The organism is Bradyrhizobium sp. Gha (assembly GCF_900113735.1).
Classification (GTDB): Bacteria; Pseudomonadota; Alphaproteobacteria; order Rhizobiales; family Xanthobacteraceae; genus Bradyrhizobium.
The window spans coordinates 1-15,707 of the sequence record NZ_FOQM01000030.1 but is presented as its reverse complement, the minus strand read 5'-3'; the positions used below and the strand labels follow the sequence as shown (position 1 = coordinate 15,707).

Genomic DNA, 15,707 nt, shown 5'->3' with positions numbered 1-15,707 from the left:
GATAGTGCAATGCTCGCGGTCCGAAGACCCGGCGCTGGGGCCCCACGAGAGTGACCTCTGCATCCGCATCAGCAGGGTGATTTGCGTGAGTCCTTCACGGATTGCTGCCGTTTCCGTCCCGCTTCTTCGCGTCGATCGTAATCGGTAATCGCGTGTCGCTCGCCATCTCGGGCAGATCGAGCACCCAGCCGTTAGCTACTTTGATCCAGCCGCCCCAAAGGGTCTCGTACTCCGAGGCTATGATTGGCTCCTCGAGATCCTTTTTTGGCACGTAGATCGACAGACCCGTATCCGGAGAACGGCGGATCATGATTTTCATGGGTCTACTCTCCGGCTGTAACGCGGGAGTTGGCGCGCAGGCGAGCCACGATATCTGACACTGCGCACAAGACTTCATCGACTTGAGCGAACGAGGTTTCACGCGAAAGCGAAAAGCGCACAGCGCCGTGCATCCGCCAGGAAGGCACCTGCATAGCGCGCAGGACGTGCGATGGCTGCATTGAGCCGGAGCTGCAGGCTGATCCGAGCGACACGGCGATGCCGACCTGATTGAGATGGTGCGCAATGGCTTCGCCTTCGAGATAGTCGAAGGCAATATTCGTCGTGTTCGCGAGCCGATTTGTGACGTCGCCGAGCACGACGCAGCCGCCATTGTGTAAAATCCCTTGCTCAAGGCGGTCGCGTAAAGCGCCGATGCGAATGCGCTCAGGTTCAAGCCGTTCCGCCGCAAGCTCGGCAGCTTTTCCCAGGCCGATAATTCCGGGAACATTCTCGGTCCCCCCGCGACGCCCTCGTTCCTGTGATCCGCCGCGGATCAGCGGCCAGAACTTCGTCCCTTTGCGGAGATATAACGCGCCGACGCCCTTGGGACCGTGCAGCTTGTGCGCGGATAGGGACAGCATGTCGATAGCGCTGTCCTTTAGATTCAAACCCACCTTACCAATGGCTTGCACCGCATCCGTGTGGAACAGCGCGCCTGCCTCTCGGGTCAACTCGGCCAAAAACTCCACAGGAAACATCGTTCCGGTCTCATTATTGGCCAGCATAACAGAGGCGATCGCTGTCCGTGGTCCAAGAGCACAGCGAAACGCCTCGATGTCGAGCCGGCCCCGGGCATCTACGGGTACAATGTGCGTCTTGACACGCCTTGTCGTCAATTGCTCCGTCAGCGCAAGTACAGCCGAGTGCTCAACCGATGTGGTGACCACCTCGTCTCTACCTTCCTGCGTCGCAAGCGCAGATAGGATTGCCGCATTATTGGCTTCGGTCCCTCCCGAGGTGAAGACGATTTCGTGATCGTATGCACCACCTAATAGGCTCCTCAAGCCTCTCCGGGCCTGCCTCAGAGCGATTGCGACCTCGTTGCCGAAGGCATGCGTGGACGACGCGTTGCCGAATTGCTTGGTAAAGAACGGCAACATCGCTTGCACGACGGATGGATCAGTCCGCGTTGTTGCATTGTTATCGAGGTAAATCGGCACTCGATTTTTGCTCAATCCAGCACCTCGCCTGCAGCAGTAACGAGGACCAGGCGATCCAATCCTCCGATCTCACGCCCCAATTGCGCCTGAATACCTGCAAGCCGCACCCTCGAAATCTCTGACGACGTACAAGTACTGGCCAGCCTCGCCGCAGCGACAACTTCGTCAGTTACTCTGGCTCGGTCAGCATGGTTCAATGTCTTCATCCTCATCGGCTGATCAGGTCCCTCCATCATCTGAACGATTTTCCGCAGGAGCAGTTTGCAGTCGCGTTCGGGTTGTGAAAGGTAAAGCCAGGGCTCTCCGGTGCCAGCACGAAATCAATGGTCGTACCGATCAGATACTCTCGACTGTTGTTATCGACGAACACCTTCAGACCAGCGTACTCGATCACGGTCTCGTCAGGCTTTGGCTCTTCCGCAAGACCCATTTTGTATTTGAATCCATTGCAGCCGCCCGCTTCAATCGCGACGCGCAGACCGCCAGGCGAGTGCGTCGATGACGACATCGCGCCCTTGATCGCAGTCACAGCACTGTCGGTCAGGTTGATCATGTCTTTGCCCCATCAGTTGTGTACCTCGCAAAGAGCAAGTCACGTGCCACCGCGCAGCTCCTCATTGATGCTTGGTTCGGTGCCGTTGGCTTTGGAACAGATGTCAGATTCCTGACAAGTAGTTGAGTCGCCCCGCCCGCTTTCTTCCAAGCTTGGCCGCTGCACATCCGGCGGCAGGCAAATTGCATCGCATCTGGCTTCCTGACCCAGGGTCGGTGAAGAGCTTAGATCGAGGACGAAATTGATGACTTCAATCGAAAATACCGCACTCGGCAGATTTGAGAGGGAGGGCCGCCTGCTCAACGCCGTACTCAAAGGCGCGACTACTAAGCCGGGTCGATTCGGCTTTCGCGGCGACATCGCGCTGAAGTTCCAAACTCAGGTCGCGGATGAGAAACGACCGCCGGACTACTCGATCGAGCAAGTTCTCACCATCGCGCAGGAAGGAGAACGCACCATTCCGGTGCTGGCCGGCTACCTACACTCCTTTGCCTATCTCGGCGACGTTTCGACCGTTCTTAACGGTGCCTTACGCCCAACAGGCAGCTATTTTATGTTCTGCAACAACGTCGATCTGCTGGCAAAGTACCGAGTCAAGTTTGGCGATATAAACTTCCACGTCTTACCGTGCGACGAGTCCACAGTTTGGAAGGAGATGATGGACCTGACTGGGCTGAACAAGGACGACATCAAGAGGCTCGACCCGGGCGGCAAGCTAGATATCCTCCTCGACGCTGCAAAAAATATCGATCTGTCCTATGATGACATCTCGTATGAGGATGGACTGAAGAGAATGGACGCTGTGAAAAACCGCAACGAGAACCGACCGGTCTGAGCGGGGTTCTCACTCGATGGTCGATGCATCGTCTTCGACAAGATGAACTCCCACGACGCAGATATCGCCCTCTAGAACGGCCAACGCGATCGGCGTGAGCGCCCTACCTTGACATGGACCTTCGACGCACCGGCCGCTACCGAGTTCGAAGGTCGAACCGTGCTTGCCGCACATCAGCCGGATACGGTATGGATCGAGGAATTCGTTCTGCTCCCAATCCAAGCGGACGCTGTTGTGCGGACATTCATTGACATAGCCAAGCACCTTTTTGCCCCACCGAACTACGACAACGGGCCACGGCCGTTGCTTGCCGTCATCTTCGACGATCATAAGATGGAATCCTATGGCCTGGCGGTTCGAAATGTCTTTAAAGCCGCAAATGGCGTAGATTGGTATTGTCTGCTTCATCGCACGTTTGTTGCAAGACGCTGTTCATGCCGGCGTGCAATCGACTTGCAAGAACCGTACAAGTCTTGGAGCGTTTCGTGTCCGTGGTGACCTAGCCCGAAGCCGTGCTGGTGGCTCATCCAACTATCCGGCGCAAACTCCGGACTTGTTCGGCAATTGGACCCGATGCCATTTCCATGATGGCTGCGCAACTGCAGCTTTGAGCTCTGGGCATTCTACTCCGTTGGCCGGATAGCTGGACGCCTTGGCTAGTCGTTGCTTCCCATTAATACCACCAAGTTCCGTTAGGCCCGCAGATTGTGCATCTCGTGGCAGCGCCATAGCTGCCTTTTGAGAAGGGTTGAACAGTCATTTCAGCCCGCGAGGGGGACGCGGCGAGCGTGCGTCCCCCCTTTGAAACCGAGCCCGGTTAGAACGGTGAAATCCGCAACGCGTTGCTGTATTGCAACCAATTCACTCCATGCGCATCCCACTAAGAGCCCGCTCCAAGTAGAATGAAGGATCATCGTCGGACGAATCCGTCTCGTAGCCTCTTTGAGGACCGACGTCATTGCCGCCAGCCTTCGAAAGATACTGCGTAGGCTTGCCTACCCGCTGCCACTTGTCATTGTCGTTCTTCGTCCAGACATCCGGGTTCTGGCGAGGATCCAGCACCCAGTGGTTACGACCTACGTGAACAAACCCCATTTCGGCCAGACGCGGTTCCATGCCTGGTAACGCCGGCCGCGACAGAATGAGCGGATCTTTGCCGTCCTCTCGCAGTTGATGTTCTAGCAGGATATCGCCAGCGTTCTCGACAAGTGGATGAGTCAGCCTAAGATCTACCACGGATGTGATATCGTTGCGCCCAAACTGTTGTTTAAAATCATCTCCTTTAATCCACACCGGACCTCCGGCTCTTAGAACCCCGACAATTTCGTCGCCCAAACTGTAGCGGAAAAATCGTGCTGGCTTATTTGAATCGTCATAGGTGTTGGCGTAGCTTCCAGCGACCATTGCTGCACGCGCAGCCTTGTTAGACACGAATTCCGAGTACTCTTCTGGGCTCTTGGCAATGTCCCTGATATCACTGCCCAAGTATCTGCCAACTTCATCGTTGAAAGTTTTGCGGTCGATCTCTCGAATGGGCGGCTCGGGGACGAGAAAGTATGACGCCGCTGGTTCGGATGAAGAGCCCGCTGGCCCCATCCCCGCAATTGTATCCGCAAACCGAGGACTATCTCCCGCGTCTGACGAATCGTCAGCTTGGTTACCGCTTGTGAACTGGCTGGATGAGCCAACGATTCTGCCATACATCAGACCGCTCTCCTGTCGGCAAAATTGCACGCAAACGAGCTCGTGCCGTGCAAGCTCTGCCGACAAGGATAATAATCCTAGCTGACCACAAACTGACCAGAGCTTTCTGAGCGCCCTCCTCGCGACTACGGGTGCAATCTGCGCCTGAATTACAGATATCTACTTGTAACCGCGGCGAGCTGTAAGGTGGACTCCCCTAAACCCGGTCCTTCCAAGAAGCCAATACTTAATGGCGATGACCCGCCCGTTCCTAACAGCACATGGTGCTCGGCCAACTAGGAACATTGGCCCGAGAACGCGAGCAACGGGAATTGGAAAAAAGCGCGAACTGCGTCGTGCTTTTGCAATGTGCTCTCGATGCCCGCTGCTCGATTGCAAGGACTGCTGTCCAGAGAAATGTCGTGCCGCCCGGACGCGCCCAGAGACCATCTGAAGCGTTCCCCGCTCACCTTATCAAGGAATCAACCAACCATCTAGGCGGACATCATTGGCCACAATCGGCAGCGGGGGCCAACTAGCCTTCGTACGATCGGCAAGCGAACGTGCATAGCATCCGCTTCGATCATACCCGCCTGATGTTTGGCGAACTGTCTTTGAACTCTGCTGATACACTTTGATCTACTTAGCTTTGCGCGAGGCGCAGTTCGCCTTCTACGAATACGTGGACTATTGGAGAACGAGTGTTTCCGGGCAACGGTTATGCTATCGGCGTGCATAGCTGGAGCCCAACGCTTGCCGCTCCTTGCCTGCGCCTTAGCTCGCTCGATCCTGATGTTCGATGTCTGACCGACACCTTCCTGGCGCGCCGCCTCGCGATGAGTTCACCTGATCACAATTGCGCTTTCGCTCCTTATATCTCACCGGCCGCGACGGGAGTGTTCGCTCAAGCCGCTTCAGATTCGGCCGAACTGTGAGTCTGGCAATTGGCCGGGCAAACCCTGGCGCATGCACCGCAGCCAACGCAGGCGCCTTGATCGTTCAGAACCATAATCTTCTTTTCGATCTCATCGTCTTCGTCGTCGGCGTTGATAAGTCCGCCGTCCTCACCGATTCCTTTCAAAGTCATGACATCTCGGCCGCACACCTTGAAACAGCGGCCGCATCCGATGCACTTCTTGGGATCGATCGAGATCAGGTATTGTGGTATCCAGTTGCGCCCGTCTCGTGTTTGAAACGACATGCGTTGCCCCTTCAGGTATTTTCCAGCGCCTTCAAGTCGCGAGCCTTGCGCTCAAGTTCGGCATAGGCATCGTACGCCTTCTGCGCCACTGCCATGATCGAGATCCAGTTGTTAGGTAATTCTTCCGAAAGGTCGTGCAGATCCATCTTGGCTTGTATCGCCCTGACGGACAATTTCCTTAGCTCAGCCTTAAGTGTTTCACGCTCGCCCATGAGTGGGTATCCTCAATAGTTCGCCACGTCTGGAAATTTCCTGATCAGACCGATACCCTGGCTGACGTATTTGTCGCCCTCATGAGCTAGCTTGACGTAATTATCGAACCCGAAACGATGCACATCGCGAAGCTGCTTGTTTACGGCGACCAACCGCCCCGCGATGAGCACTATGCGGCCGAACCCTTCAGGATGCAGCTTCAGTATCGGCTGGATCATAATGCCGGTCTCCCGCTCTATTGACAGCGCGACCGCATTGAAGAACAGCTCAAGTCGCCACAGTGTATTGGGATCTGGATCACCAATAATCGGCAATGCGCGCCGTTTCTCCTTGTTCAGGATATAGGGTTCAACTAGATCGAGATCGCTCTTCCCGCCCCAGGCTCCGTTGGTGTCCTGAGCACGCCAAATCTTGGCCAGTTCGGTGAGGAACGGTGCCTCGATCACGTTGCTCTCATGCTCACCTTTTGTGGTCATATCACCTCATTCGTCGAACTCGAACGCTCGCCGTTGGTCCTTTGCCAGGACCTTGCGCAGCCAGGGAGGTGGCGTGCCCTTCAGCACCCGCTCGAGCTTTTCTAGTAACACCAGAATGCTTTCTGGTTTCCCCACCTTGATAGGATGGATTTTGTTAGCCACCACCCGCGCGGCCGCGGCACCACCAATGGCAGCGACATAAAGGATCGCGCAATCCTTGATCGCCTCGATTTTCGGCGTCAACTTATCATCGCTGCCGTCTTCCCTAAGATCACCCTCAAATTGTATCGCATTTAGGAAGACATGCCCGTAGGGCGAGACATCGTAGATTGCGATATTCTTTGCCCAACCAAAATGAGCGTCGACGCGTCTCAGGTCCTGAGTGGCAAAAGCGACCTTCATGCAATTGACCTTTCAGTCGCCCCGGCGGAGCGGTGATGCGACAAACGTTGCGGTAGTCCGGGCGTCGTCCGCCAGCTATCTGGCGTAGGCCTTTCGTTCTCGTCGCGATGCGCGATCACGAGATTGGCAATTTCGAAGATCAGATTGCGGGTACCACGATAGCCCACCGATACCTGGTGCCCAGCGCCAACTCGATCGAACATCGGAAAGCCTGCGCGGTGGAACGGCACTTTCAACCGCGCCGCCGCTTGCCTTCCATGCGAATGCGTGATCAGCAGGTCGCAATGCCTCTTTTTGGCAAGCCCTTCCAGATCTTCGAGGTCGCCAATGAGAACTTCCTTGGTCTTAATCCGCTCGATCACCTCTGACTGAGTGGTCGTCACGGCGACGGTCACCTGCGCACCCATATCGTGCAGCATGCCGGATAAATCAAATAGAAGGTCTGGCTCAGCACCGATCGCGAGTTTCCGACCACCAATGTGGAAGTGAGCGTCAAGCATAGCATCCGCGAGCTGACTACGCTGACGTCGATACTTTTGGGGTATGGGGCGACCGCTAATCTCGCTCAAAAACGTCATAAATTCATCGTTGGGACCGAGACCACACAGCCGGTCGAACATACGAAAAGGCACACCGGTCTTAGCCTGCATGACCTCAGCTGGCCGCAGCATCTGCGCGCCGACTGCAATCGTCCAGCCCGCGCGCCCCATGCTCGCGATTTCGTCGATGTCAATGCCGCCGAGGGTTGTTGACGTAAACTCATCGGGGATATGCCCGTCGAGCGATCCCGCAATGTTAGGGAGGAAGGAGGGGCATAATCCGAAATCCTCCATGATGACACGGAGTTCATCAAGGTCGCCGGGGGTCAGGTGGCACCCCGGTAGAACATTGACCTTCGAGGGATCCCGCAGACCATGGGCGCTGGCCCCGTCCACCAGCACCTCCACCATGCGTACGACCGCCTTCTCCCAGCCATCCTGGAACGCCCCCTTGAAATCAGGCGTTGACACATATACGAGCGGCAACTTTGCGAGCTGCGGATACTTGCTCCGGATCAGTTTTAGGTACGCATCTACATCGTCACCGTTGGTCTCGGTGACACCGGTCGAACAGATTCCGATGACCTTCGGCGCGGCGCGGTTAGAGATGTTCAGTATCGCCTGCTCGAGATTCTCGCAGCCGCCGAGGACGGTCGCCACCTCACTCATCGCGGTGGTCTGCAGGGGTACTGCTTCTTTGAAATGCCGGACAAAGAGCGTTAATCCAAAGGATGTACACCCCTGGGAGCCGTGCAGAAGCGGCATCGCCCCGCGCAACCCCATGAAGGCGTATGCGCCGCCGATCGGCTGGCTCATTTTGAGCGGGTTGACAGCGCAGGCTTTTGATGGCGGCACGACGAGGGCCATGACGATTCCCTACTCTGCGGCCTGTCGCATGTCAGATGGCTCAGACACCAATATACGTTCGATGCGTTTCTGGCAGCAGCCACCGACCGGATTGGTATACTTTCGGACCGCGGCGACGCTCCTCAATCCGTGCGTGCAAATTGCATCCTCAATCGTACCCAGATCAACGCTGTTACACTCACAGACCTTTCGCCTGCGGCGCGCCGCTTCGGCGTGTGCCGGATCAGGGGCGACCGCGACCATCGGAGATTGCATCTGCTCCCTCGCCTTGGCCAATGCCTCCCATGGCGCTGGTCTGCGTAGCTCCTCCCACATCGGACTGGAGAGCGACTTATCGATTTCCTGCACCAGCTTGACCATTCCGACGTAGCCCATATAGGCGTGGCAACGCTCCTGGTTGATATCAAGCCATGGCACCGCCGCTTTCAGCGCAACAAACTGCGATTTGCCGCCCGATAGCATGATGTCCGCTTTTGCGTCCTTCAACATTTTGTACATTTCGCGGGCGGTCATGTCCTCGATCATGTGGGCGTCCTGCCCCATCAGCTCCTTGATGCGCGCCTTGTCTTCTCGGGTCGATTTCTTGGTACTGGTTCCGACCAACTCCAGCCCGGCTTCCTGGAGTGCGGCAACGACCGACCATGATTTTACACCGCCCGTGATCAGCAAGGCCTTTTTACCTTCGAACCGCCGCTTGTATGGCTCGATGGCAGCCCTGGCCCGCGCTTCCTCGCGCGCAATCACCGTTTCGGTGCGCCCGAGCAGATCTATCGGGGCGCCGCGTTCAACCAGCAAGCGGGCTAGCTGCCGTAGCGCTTCACTTGAATCTTGAATACCGTAGAACGACCCCTCGAAAAATGGGATCGCGTATCGTTGCTCCATCTTGCGTGCCACGTTGATCATGGACTTTGAGCACACCAGCATCGCTGCTCGCGCGCGATGAGATGAAGCGACTTCGTGATATTTGCCATCGCCAGAGATGCAGGAGAGTATCCTCACTCCAACCTCGTCCAGCAACGGCTTTACTTGCCAGAGCTCTCCCGAAAGGTTGTATTCTCCGATCAAATTGATGTCATACGGTGTGACGTAGTCAGGTTCACGCGTCCCGATCACATAGTCGAGTAAAGCCTCGCCCGCGAGCTTGTTACCGAGGTTCTTCGAGCCGACGAACCCAGGAGAATTGATTGGGATGACGGGCTTGGCAAATCTTTTAGATGCTGCCTTGCAAACTGCGTTGATGTCGTCGCCGATCATCGCGGGGATGCAGGTTTGATAGACAAAGATGGCGGGCGGATCCCACTTGTCGATGATCTCCTTAATCGCTTTGCAGAGCCGCTTCTCGCCTCCGAAGACAATATCGGTTTCGGTCAAATCGGTTGTGAATGCGGTGCGCCATAGGTTCGAACCTGATGACGCCGCGCCGCGATTATCCCAGGAATTACCTTCGCAGGCGATGGGACCATGCACCAAGTGAGCGACATCGGTGAACGGCTGTAACGCAACCTTGGCGCCATCGAAGGCGCAGCCGCCGGCAGCACTACCCGGCTGCAGCTGTTTGGTGCAGCCGTTCCTGCGGTCAGCCTCCGACTTACTGCCGTTCTTGGCGCAGCCCGGCTCATCGAAGACCTTCTGGACCGTGGCCGCTAGTGAACTCATCCTGTGTCCTCTCAGGGCAAACAATGAAAAGCCATCGCGTAGCATGGAACGTGCCATTGCTTTGGGCGATGGCGCGTCCGATCGCCCGTCAGCGAATGATGTCGAAACTGTAGTCCGTCTTGCCAAGAACGTTAGTGTTCTTGTCGATCTCGTCGAAGATCTTGTCCAGGATCTTCACCAGCACATTCAGGCCGCCTTGGTAGCCCCATACTGGGGAGCGGTGATGGTGATGCCGATCAAAAATCGGAAAGCCGATACGAATCAGCGGTGTTCCGGTATCACGTTCTAGGTACTTCCCGTAGGTGTTGCCAATCAGGAAGTCGACCGGCTCGGTGAACAAGAGTGAGCGCATGTGCCAGAGGTCTCGGCCCGGATACGCTTGGCAGCCCTGCCCAAATGGCGAGCTTGCAAACAGCGCCTGCATTTTCTCCTGCCACGCTTTGTTGCCGTTGGTGCACAGCACATGCGTCGGCTCCGCGCCGAGTTCCAGCAGAAACGCAGCCAATCCATAGCAAAGATCCGGGTCGCCATAGATCGCGAACTTCTTGCCATGAACATGAGCGCTTGAGTCGGCAATGGCATCCACCAGGCGACCACGTTCTCGCTCGAGCTGCTCGGGAATTTCCTTGCCGCTGATGCGTGACAGCGCGACGACGAAGTCATCCGTCGCGGATAGGCCAACCGGGTAATTGAAGGATAAGACGTCATGCCCATGCTCCGCCACGAACGTCAGCGTTTTTTCCGTGCACCATTGCTGCATGGAGATAGTCGCCTTGGCGTGAATAGCGCTTGCGGCATCCTCCAGAGGCGTGCCACCGTCATACATACGGAATTCGCCATCTGTAGGAGTATCAAACACTTCGGAATTGTCGGCGAGAACCGTGTGCTGGATGCCCATCAATTCCAAGATGCGCTTGATCTCACGAAGGTTTCCGACGGTATAGCCATCGAACCCACCAATGATGTTGATCGCCCCATTAGGTTTGCGCTTTAGCTTCGGCGCTGTTCCGGCCTTGCCGTCCCAAAAATGCTCGAGAATGCCCTTGAGCGCATTGTCGTAACCGGTGACGTGGCTGCCGACGAAGGCCGGCGTGTGGGCGAACGGCACGTCGAAGTCCGCCGGAACCGAGCCTTTTTCTTTCGACGTCTTGATGAAGGCGTTAAGGTCATCGCCGATCACCTCGGCCATGCAGGTTGTGGAGACCGCAATCATCTTGGGCTTGTACATGTTGTAGCTGTTCGCGAGCCCATCGGTCATATTGTTCAGGCCGCCGAATACGGCGGCGTCTTCCGTCATTGACGAAGAGACACAGGAGCTAGGCTCCTTGAAGTGCCGCGACAAATGACTGCGGTAATAGGCCACACAGCCTTGCGAGCCGTGGACGAAGGGCAACGTGCGCTCAAAGCCAACGGAAGCGAATACTGCACCAAGGGGCTGGCACGCCTTGGCCGGATTGACAGTTAGCGCCTCCCGCGCGAAGTTCTTCTCGCGGTATTCGGCCGTTTTCGTCCATTCCTTTATACGTTCGACCTCAGCGGGATCGCGAGCATTCTCGAATATCTTCTTCTTCTCCAGCATTTGCTGGTATTCTTGACCGCGAAACAGTTCGACATGATCCAGCACGTGTTCGGCACTCTGCGCCATTGGTGAAATCCTTCACTATCGAGATTGGTATCGCCCCGGCTTTCCCGAAGAGCGAGATGAATGGCTTTATTCTGCAGCCTGGAGCTTGGCGATGGGCGCTTTCTTCCAGGGGGCCTTCGTTTTTTTCCAAACCGGCGAGTTGATGGCCATGTCCATGTCGCGCGCAAAGATGGCAAAACCGTCGTAGCCGTGATATGGCCCCGAATAGTCCCATGAATGCATCTGCCGGAACGGCACACCCATCTTTTGGAAAACGTACTTTTCCTTGATGCCCGAGCCGACAAGATCGGGTTGGAGTTTTTCGACGAAGCGCTCGAACTCGTAGCCATTGACGTCGTCGTAAATGAGCGTGCTGTCCTTCACGTAGTGCTGAGCTGTGCGCTGATAGTCGTCGTTGTGACCGAACTCGTATCCGGTCCCAATGACATCCATGCCGAGGTCCTCGTATGCGCCAATCACGTGACGTGGACGGAGGCCACCGACGTACAGCATCACCGACTTGCCCTCCAGGCGCGGGCGATATTTTGCGATCACGGCGTCCACCAGCGGCCGGTACTTCTCGATCACTCTCTCGGCACCCTCCTTGATCTTGTCGTCGAAATATCCGGCAATCCTGCGCAACGACTCCGCGATTTTTGACGGTCCGAAGAAGTTGTACTCGCACCAAGGGATACCGAACTTTTCTTCCATGTGACGCGAGATGTAGTTCATGGAACGATAGCAATGCAGAATGTTGAGTTTTGCCTTCGGGGTTGCTTCGAGCTCTGCCAGTGAACCGTCTCCGGACCACTGAGCAATTACCCGCAGGCCCATTTCCTCCAGCAGAATTCGAGATGACCAGGCATCACCGCCGATGTTGTAGTCTCCGATGATCGCAACATCGTATGGTGTCGGCTCGAACTTCGGTTTTCCGTCGGGCTCGATGTGGTCAAAAATCCAGTCGCGCACCGCATCGTTTGCAATGTGATGGCCTAGTGATTGCGACACGCCCCGAAAGCCCTCACAACGGACCGGAACGATGGTCTTGCCTCCATATTCCTTCGATTTCGCTCTTGACACGGCCTCGATATCGTCGCCGATCAAGCCGATCGGGCATTCAGATTGGATCGTAATGCCGTTGTTGAGTGGAAAGAGCTCATGGATCTCATCAAGGACTTTGACAAGCTTCTTGTCGCCGCCGAATACGATATCTTTTTCCTGGAAGTCGGAGGTGAACTGCAAAGTCACGAAGCTATCGATGCCCGTCGTCCCAACGTAATAGTTGCGCCGCGACCCCCACGAATACTGGCCGCAGCCTACCGGGCCATGACTGATATGGACCATGTCCTTGATGGGTCCCCAGACCACACCCTTTGAGCCTGCATAGGCGCATCCTCTGATCGTCATCACGCCAGGTATGGATTTAATATTGGACTTCACGCCGCAATCGGCCTTGCCGGCCTGGTGAACGTTGAGGTGCTTGGCACGCCGTTTCGCGGTTTTCTCCGGATAGACCTTCAGCACCTCCTCGATCAGCTCTTTGTTGCGAGCCCTGATTTCCGCGGTGCTCCGGGTCGTGGCGAGACTCATCTGATGTCCTTAAGGTTAGCTGTTGCGAGGGAGGCTTCTTGATCCAAAACTTTTGCAACCAGCATGCCAGCGTGCCCCGAGCACAAAAAGTCCAACAATCAAAATTGCTTAGTGCGCTTAGTCCAGCGATCGCGGGTGTTGTTGCCAATCCGACATCACGCTTTGTCATAGAACCCTCGCTTTGCCCCTGTTCGAAATGGAACAAGGCGGGTCGTGGGTGAACCTTCCTCGCGGTCTGGAGCTTGCCCGCGGCAGCAGCTCCATCCGACCAAGGGGAAGTTGCCTGCAATGCGCGCTGACCAATCCAGGCTTGCCAAGCGTCTATCTTGCTGAAACCCCGCCCTGCAGCCAGTGTTCAGCTCACGCGGTCACGCACTCGCGAAGATTCTTGATGCGATACATCTGCGCATCTTTTTCGGAGAGCCCCGCGCGCAAACGGAATACGAGATTGCCGTCCCGCGCACCCGACGTCGCTCCGTGGTTGCAGGTTACGTCTTCAACCAGGATTTCGAGCTCCGACTTGTTATCGGCCTCGGCCCGGGCGGATAGCAGCATCGCTCGCGTCTGTCTTCCGAACGGAAGGGACGAACGACAATTCGCCCCTGAAACACCGAGCGTCCGCAATCATCGACCACTGCGTGGACTTTTTTTCCCGCCTGCTGCGACATGGCGTGACGCGATCGGCCACAATCGCTGTATCGGCGTGTAGCTGGTGCTCGTCGCGCTGCGGCGCGGTGCAGCCCTCGCGATAGCTAACCTAAGAACTCTCGTCGGCGATGATCAGCGAGCGCTCGAACTAACCGGTGTTGCGCTCGTTGATGCGAAATAGGTCGACGGCTCCAGAGGGCAGCGCACGTCCGGCCACACGTAAACCAACGAGTCATCGAGAACGCGCCGAGTTCAGCGTCGCGGAAAAAATTGTCGGAGATCGGAACCACCGATCCCAGATATTTCTGCACTTGCCCGGGATGCTCGCGGATGGCTTCCGAGATCGGCATGAAGATCAGGCCGAACTTGTTCAGCGTGATCGCAACCGAGACCCAATCGAAGACCGCATCGCTCGCGACCTTGCGGCGCGCGGGATTTTCCTCGTCGGGCTTCGGCTCGACGCCTTTCGAAGCATCGCGACTTCCCGCAAGGAGATGCCGAGCTTCTCGTAGGTCTTCAGGATATCCGAGTCGATCCCGTCGAGCTTGGTCACCGTCTTCTTCGGCTTCGGCGCCGCGTAGAAATATAGGTCCTCGAAGTCAATCTTGGGATAACTGACGCGGGCCCGGGTCGGCTCCTGCATGATCAGCCCGCAGCGATAGGCCTCAAGCCGCCACTGGAGCATCGAGGCGGGTTTATTCTTCTTCTGAGAGAAGAATTTTCGGATCTCTTCCGACTGCCCCTTCGCGGCGGCTCCCGGCAGCGAGCATTGTGCGAAAAGCGCGGCGCCCTGATCGCGTAAGCCATTTTTAATATGGGGCCAGCGAGTGAAAAATCGTAACGGCGACGCTTTGTCTACAGCGTCTTCACCACGAGATCCGTCCATCGGCTAAAGCGGGATGGGGTTAGTCTGAATCGATTTGGGATTCCCAAATCAGCGCGTTTCTGATTCACCATGCTGGCTGGATAGGAGGTCAGCATGAATGGGCAAACCTTATTCTCTGGATCTTCGCAAGCGTGTGGTAGCCGCGATTGAGGGCGGGATGTCCCGTAATCGGGCTGCCAAACAGTTTGGGGTGGCAATCAGCACGGCGATTGGCTGGATGAAGCGGGTCGATGAGACCGGCAGCGTTGAGCCCAGCCAGATCGGTGGCTACAAGCCAAAGGCAATCTCCGGCGAGCATGCGGTCTGGCTGTCGCAACGGATCAAAGACGGCGATTTCACCATACGCGGGCTCGTTGCCCAGCTCGCCGGGCGTGGCCTGAAGGTCGACTACCACTCGGTGTGGGATTTCGTGCATGCCGAGAAGCTCAGCTTCAAAAAAAAGCGTGGCGGCTGGCGAACGCGATCGTCCCGAGGTGGCGCGGCGGCGAGCCCAGTGGGCAAAGTATCAAGGTCGCATCGAAGCTGAACGATTGGTCTTCATCGACGAGACCTGGACCAGGACCGATATGGCGCCCTTGCGCGGATGGGCACCGCGTGGGCACAGACTTCACGCCAAGGTTCCTCACGGGCGTTGGAAGACCATGACCTTCCTGGCGGCACTGCGCCACGACCGGATCGATGCGCCATGGTTCATCGAGGGGCCGATCGATGGCGTGAGCTTTCGGGTCTACGTCGAGAAGGTTCTCCTGCCCGTCCTTCGACCTGGCGATATCGTCGTATTGGATAACCTCGGCAGTCACAGGAGCAAAGCAGTTCGCCTGCTCATCCGTTCGGTCGGCGCCAAACTCTTCTTCCTGCCAAAATACTCCCCCGACCTGAACCCGATCGAACAGGTCTTTGCCAAGCTCAAACATCTGCTCCGCAAAGCTGCCGCGCGAACCGTCGACGCCGTCTGCGCCGCAATCGGCCACGCACTCGATGCCTTCTCAGCCGAGGAGTGCGCCAACTACCTCAGAAATTCAGGATATCAAACCTAATGCCATCACGCTTTAG

General features: G+C 56.6%; 16 protein-coding genes and 1 pseudogene. 2 read left to right on the top strand and 15 right to left on the bottom strand.

The genetic code is table 11. The annotated features are described in order from the left end of the window. Window positions 1–94 precede the first annotated feature (94 nt). The 3 genes from nifT to BM222_RS28740 form a co-directional block, all read right to left on the bottom strand. Complete coding sequence (gene nifT / locus BM222_RS28755; protein ID WP_092235675.1) at window positions 95–319, bottom strand: putative nitrogen fixation protein NifT; 225 nt, start codon at window positions 317–319, stop codon at window positions 95–97. Window positions 320–323: 4 nt separating this feature from the next. Beyond that, a complete protein-coding gene (gene nifS, locus BM222_RS28750; protein WP_092235672.1) occupies window positions 324–1,496 on the bottom strand; it encodes a cysteine desulfurase NifS in 1,173 nt (390 codons plus the stop codon). Window positions 1,497–1,713: 217 nt separating this feature from the next. Beyond that, the gene (locus BM222_RS28740) at window positions 1,714–2,034 is read right to left on the bottom strand and encodes a HesB/IscA family protein (RefSeq protein ID WP_092235666.1); all 321 of its coding nucleotides are present in this window, start codon (window positions 2,032–2,034) and stop codon (window positions 1,714–1,716) included. Window positions 2,035–2,278: 244 nt separating this feature from the next. On the opposite strand from BM222_RS28740, the gene BM222_RS28735 reads away from it, so the two are divergent. Continuing rightward, window positions 2,279–2,869 carry a hypothetical protein gene (locus BM222_RS28735; protein WP_092235663.1) on the top strand — a complete coding sequence of 197 codons (591 nt, stop codon included), beginning with the start codon at window positions 2,279–2,281 and terminating at the stop codon, window positions 2,867–2,869. 9 nt (window positions 2,870–2,878) lie between these two features. On the opposite strand, the gene BM222_RS28730 is transcribed toward BM222_RS28735, so the two are convergent. The 12 genes and pseudogenes from BM222_RS28730 to BM222_RS28675 all read right to left on the bottom strand — a co-directional run. Further along, on the bottom strand, window positions 2,879–3,277 hold the full coding sequence (locus BM222_RS28730; protein ID WP_092235660.1) for a Rieske (2Fe-2S) protein: 399 nt from the start codon (window positions 3,275–3,277) through the stop codon (window positions 2,879–2,881). A 453-nt stretch (window positions 3,278–3,730) separates the two neighbouring features. Next, complete coding sequence (locus BM222_RS28725) at window positions 3,731–4,573, bottom strand: host specificity protein (RefSeq protein ID WP_244547282.1); 843 nt, start codon at window positions 4,571–4,573, stop codon at window positions 3,731–3,733. A gap of 883 nt (window positions 4,574–5,456) precedes the next feature. After that, window positions 5,457–5,753, bottom strand: coding sequence for a ferredoxin III, nif-specific (gene fdxB, locus BM222_RS28720; RefSeq protein ID WP_092235655.1), 297 nt, complete (start codon window positions 5,751–5,753; stop codon window positions 5,457–5,459). An 11-nt stretch (window positions 5,754–5,764) separates the two neighbouring features. After that, entirely contained in the window at window positions 5,765–5,965 is a 201-nt protein-coding gene (locus BM222_RS28715; RefSeq protein ID WP_092235652.1) for a CCE_0567 family metalloprotein, read from the bottom strand. Window positions 5,966–5,977: 12 nt separating this feature from the next. Then, window positions 5,978–6,442 (bottom strand): NifX-associated nitrogen fixation protein, encoded by a 465-nt coding sequence (locus BM222_RS28710; RefSeq protein ID WP_092235648.1) that lies wholly within the window; start codon window positions 6,440–6,442, stop codon window positions 5,978–5,980. A gap of 6 nt (window positions 6,443–6,448) precedes the next feature. Continuing rightward, window positions 6,449–6,844, bottom strand: coding sequence for a nitrogen fixation protein NifX (gene nifX / locus BM222_RS28705; RefSeq protein ID WP_092235645.1), 396 nt, complete (start codon window positions 6,842–6,844; stop codon window positions 6,449–6,451). Continuing rightward, window positions 6,841–8,250: a nitrogenase iron-molybdenum cofactor biosynthesis protein NifN gene (nifN, locus tag BM222_RS28700; protein WP_092235642.1), complete on the bottom strand. Its 1,410-nt coding sequence runs from the start codon at window positions 8,248–8,250 to the stop codon at window positions 6,841–6,843. The genes nifX and nifN overlap by 4 nt, the downstream gene beginning before the upstream one ends. Window positions 8,251–8,259: 9 nt before the next feature. Continuing rightward, window positions 8,260–9,906: a nitrogenase iron-molybdenum cofactor biosynthesis protein NifE gene (nifE, locus tag BM222_RS28695; RefSeq protein ID WP_092235637.1), complete on the bottom strand. Its 1,647-nt coding sequence runs from the start codon at window positions 9,904–9,906 to the stop codon at window positions 8,260–8,262. An 88-nt stretch (window positions 9,907–9,994) separates the two neighbouring features. Next, window positions 9,995–11,551 carry a nitrogenase molybdenum-iron protein subunit beta gene (gene nifK, locus BM222_RS28690; RefSeq protein ID WP_092235632.1) on the bottom strand — a complete coding sequence of 519 codons (1,557 nt, stop codon included), beginning with the start codon at window positions 11,549–11,551 and terminating at the stop codon, window positions 9,995–9,997. 66 nt (window positions 11,552–11,617) lie between these two features. Next, window positions 11,618–13,120 carry a nitrogenase molybdenum-iron protein alpha chain gene (gene nifD / locus BM222_RS28685; RefSeq protein WP_092235627.1) on the bottom strand — a complete coding sequence of 501 codons (1,503 nt, stop codon included), beginning with the start codon at window positions 13,118–13,120 and terminating at the stop codon, window positions 11,618–11,620. Window positions 13,121–13,480: 360 nt separating this feature from the next. Further along, on the bottom strand, window positions 13,481–13,675 hold the full coding sequence (locus tag BM222_RS28680; RefSeq protein WP_349509879.1) for a SufD family Fe-S cluster assembly protein: 195 nt from the start codon (window positions 13,673–13,675) through the stop codon (window positions 13,481–13,483). A gap of 205 nt (window positions 13,676–13,880) precedes the next feature. After that, window positions 13,881–14,519, bottom strand: a pseudogene (locus BM222_RS28675) (SufB/SufD family protein); the annotation flags it as partial. Between the two features lie 232 nt (window positions 14,520–14,751). Here BM222_RS28675 and BM222_RS28670 point away from each other — a divergent pair. After that, window positions 14,752–15,691, top strand: a protein-coding gene (locus BM222_RS28670) for an IS630 family transposase (RefSeq protein WP_210188520.1) whose coding sequence is annotated in 2 segments (ribosomal slippage) — window positions 14,752–15,098 and window positions 15,097–15,691 — 942 coding nt in all. Because the reading frame shifts where the segments join, the coding sequence is not laid out codon by codon here. The last annotated feature ends 16 nt before the right edge of the window (window positions 15,692–15,707 follow it).

Bases quoted from the DNA above. Each gene is read 5' to 3' on its own strand.
- nifT (WP_092235675.1), bottom strand. From the start codon at position 319: ATGAAAATCATGATCCGCCGTTCTCCGGATACGGGTCTGTCGATCTAC.
- BM222_RS28725 (WP_244547282.1), bottom strand. From the start codon at position 4,573: ATGTATGGCAGAATCGTTGGCTCATCCAGCCAGTTCACAAGCGGTAAC.
- BM222_RS28735 (WP_092235663.1), top strand. From the start codon at position 2,279: ATGACTTCAATCGAAAATACCGCACTCGGCAGATTTGAGAGGGAGGGC.
- nifX (WP_092235645.1), bottom strand. From the start codon at position 6,844: ATGAAGGTCGCTTTTGCCACTCAGGACCTGAGACGCGTCGACGCTCAT.
- fdxB (WP_092235655.1), bottom strand. From the start codon at position 5,753: ATGTCGTTTCAAACACGAGACGGGCGCAACTGGATACCACAATACCTG.
- nifE (WP_092235637.1), bottom strand. From the start codon at position 9,906: ATGAGTTCACTAGCGGCCACGGTCCAGAAGGTCTTCGATGAGCCGGGC.
- nifK (WP_092235632.1), bottom strand. From the start codon at position 11,551: ATGGCGCAGAGTGCCGAACACGTGCTGGATCATGTCGAACTGTTTCGC.
- BM222_RS28715 (WP_092235652.1), bottom strand. From the start codon at position 5,965: ATGGGCGAGCGTGAAACACTTAAGGCTGAGCTAAGGAAATTGTCCGTC.
- BM222_RS28710 (WP_092235648.1), bottom strand. From the start codon at position 6,442: ATGACCACAAAAGGTGAGCATGAGAGCAACGTGATCGAGGCACCGTTC.
- BM222_RS28740 (WP_092235666.1), bottom strand. From the start codon at position 2,034: ATGATCAACCTGACCGACAGTGCTGTGACTGCGATCAAGGGCGCGATG.
- BM222_RS28730 (WP_092235660.1), bottom strand. From the start codon at position 3,277: ATGAAGCAGACAATACCAATCTACGCCATTTGCGGCTTTAAAGACATT.
- nifN (WP_092235642.1), bottom strand. From the start codon at position 8,250: ATGGCCCTCGTCGTGCCGCCATCAAAAGCCTGCGCTGTCAACCCGCTC.
- BM222_RS28680 (WP_349509879.1), bottom strand. From the start codon at position 13,675: ATGCTGCTATCCGCCCGGGCCGAGGCCGATAACAAGTCGGAGCTCGAA.
- nifD (WP_092235627.1), bottom strand. From the start codon at position 13,120: ATGAGTCTCGCCACGACCCGGAGCACCGCGGAAATCAGGGCTCGCAAC.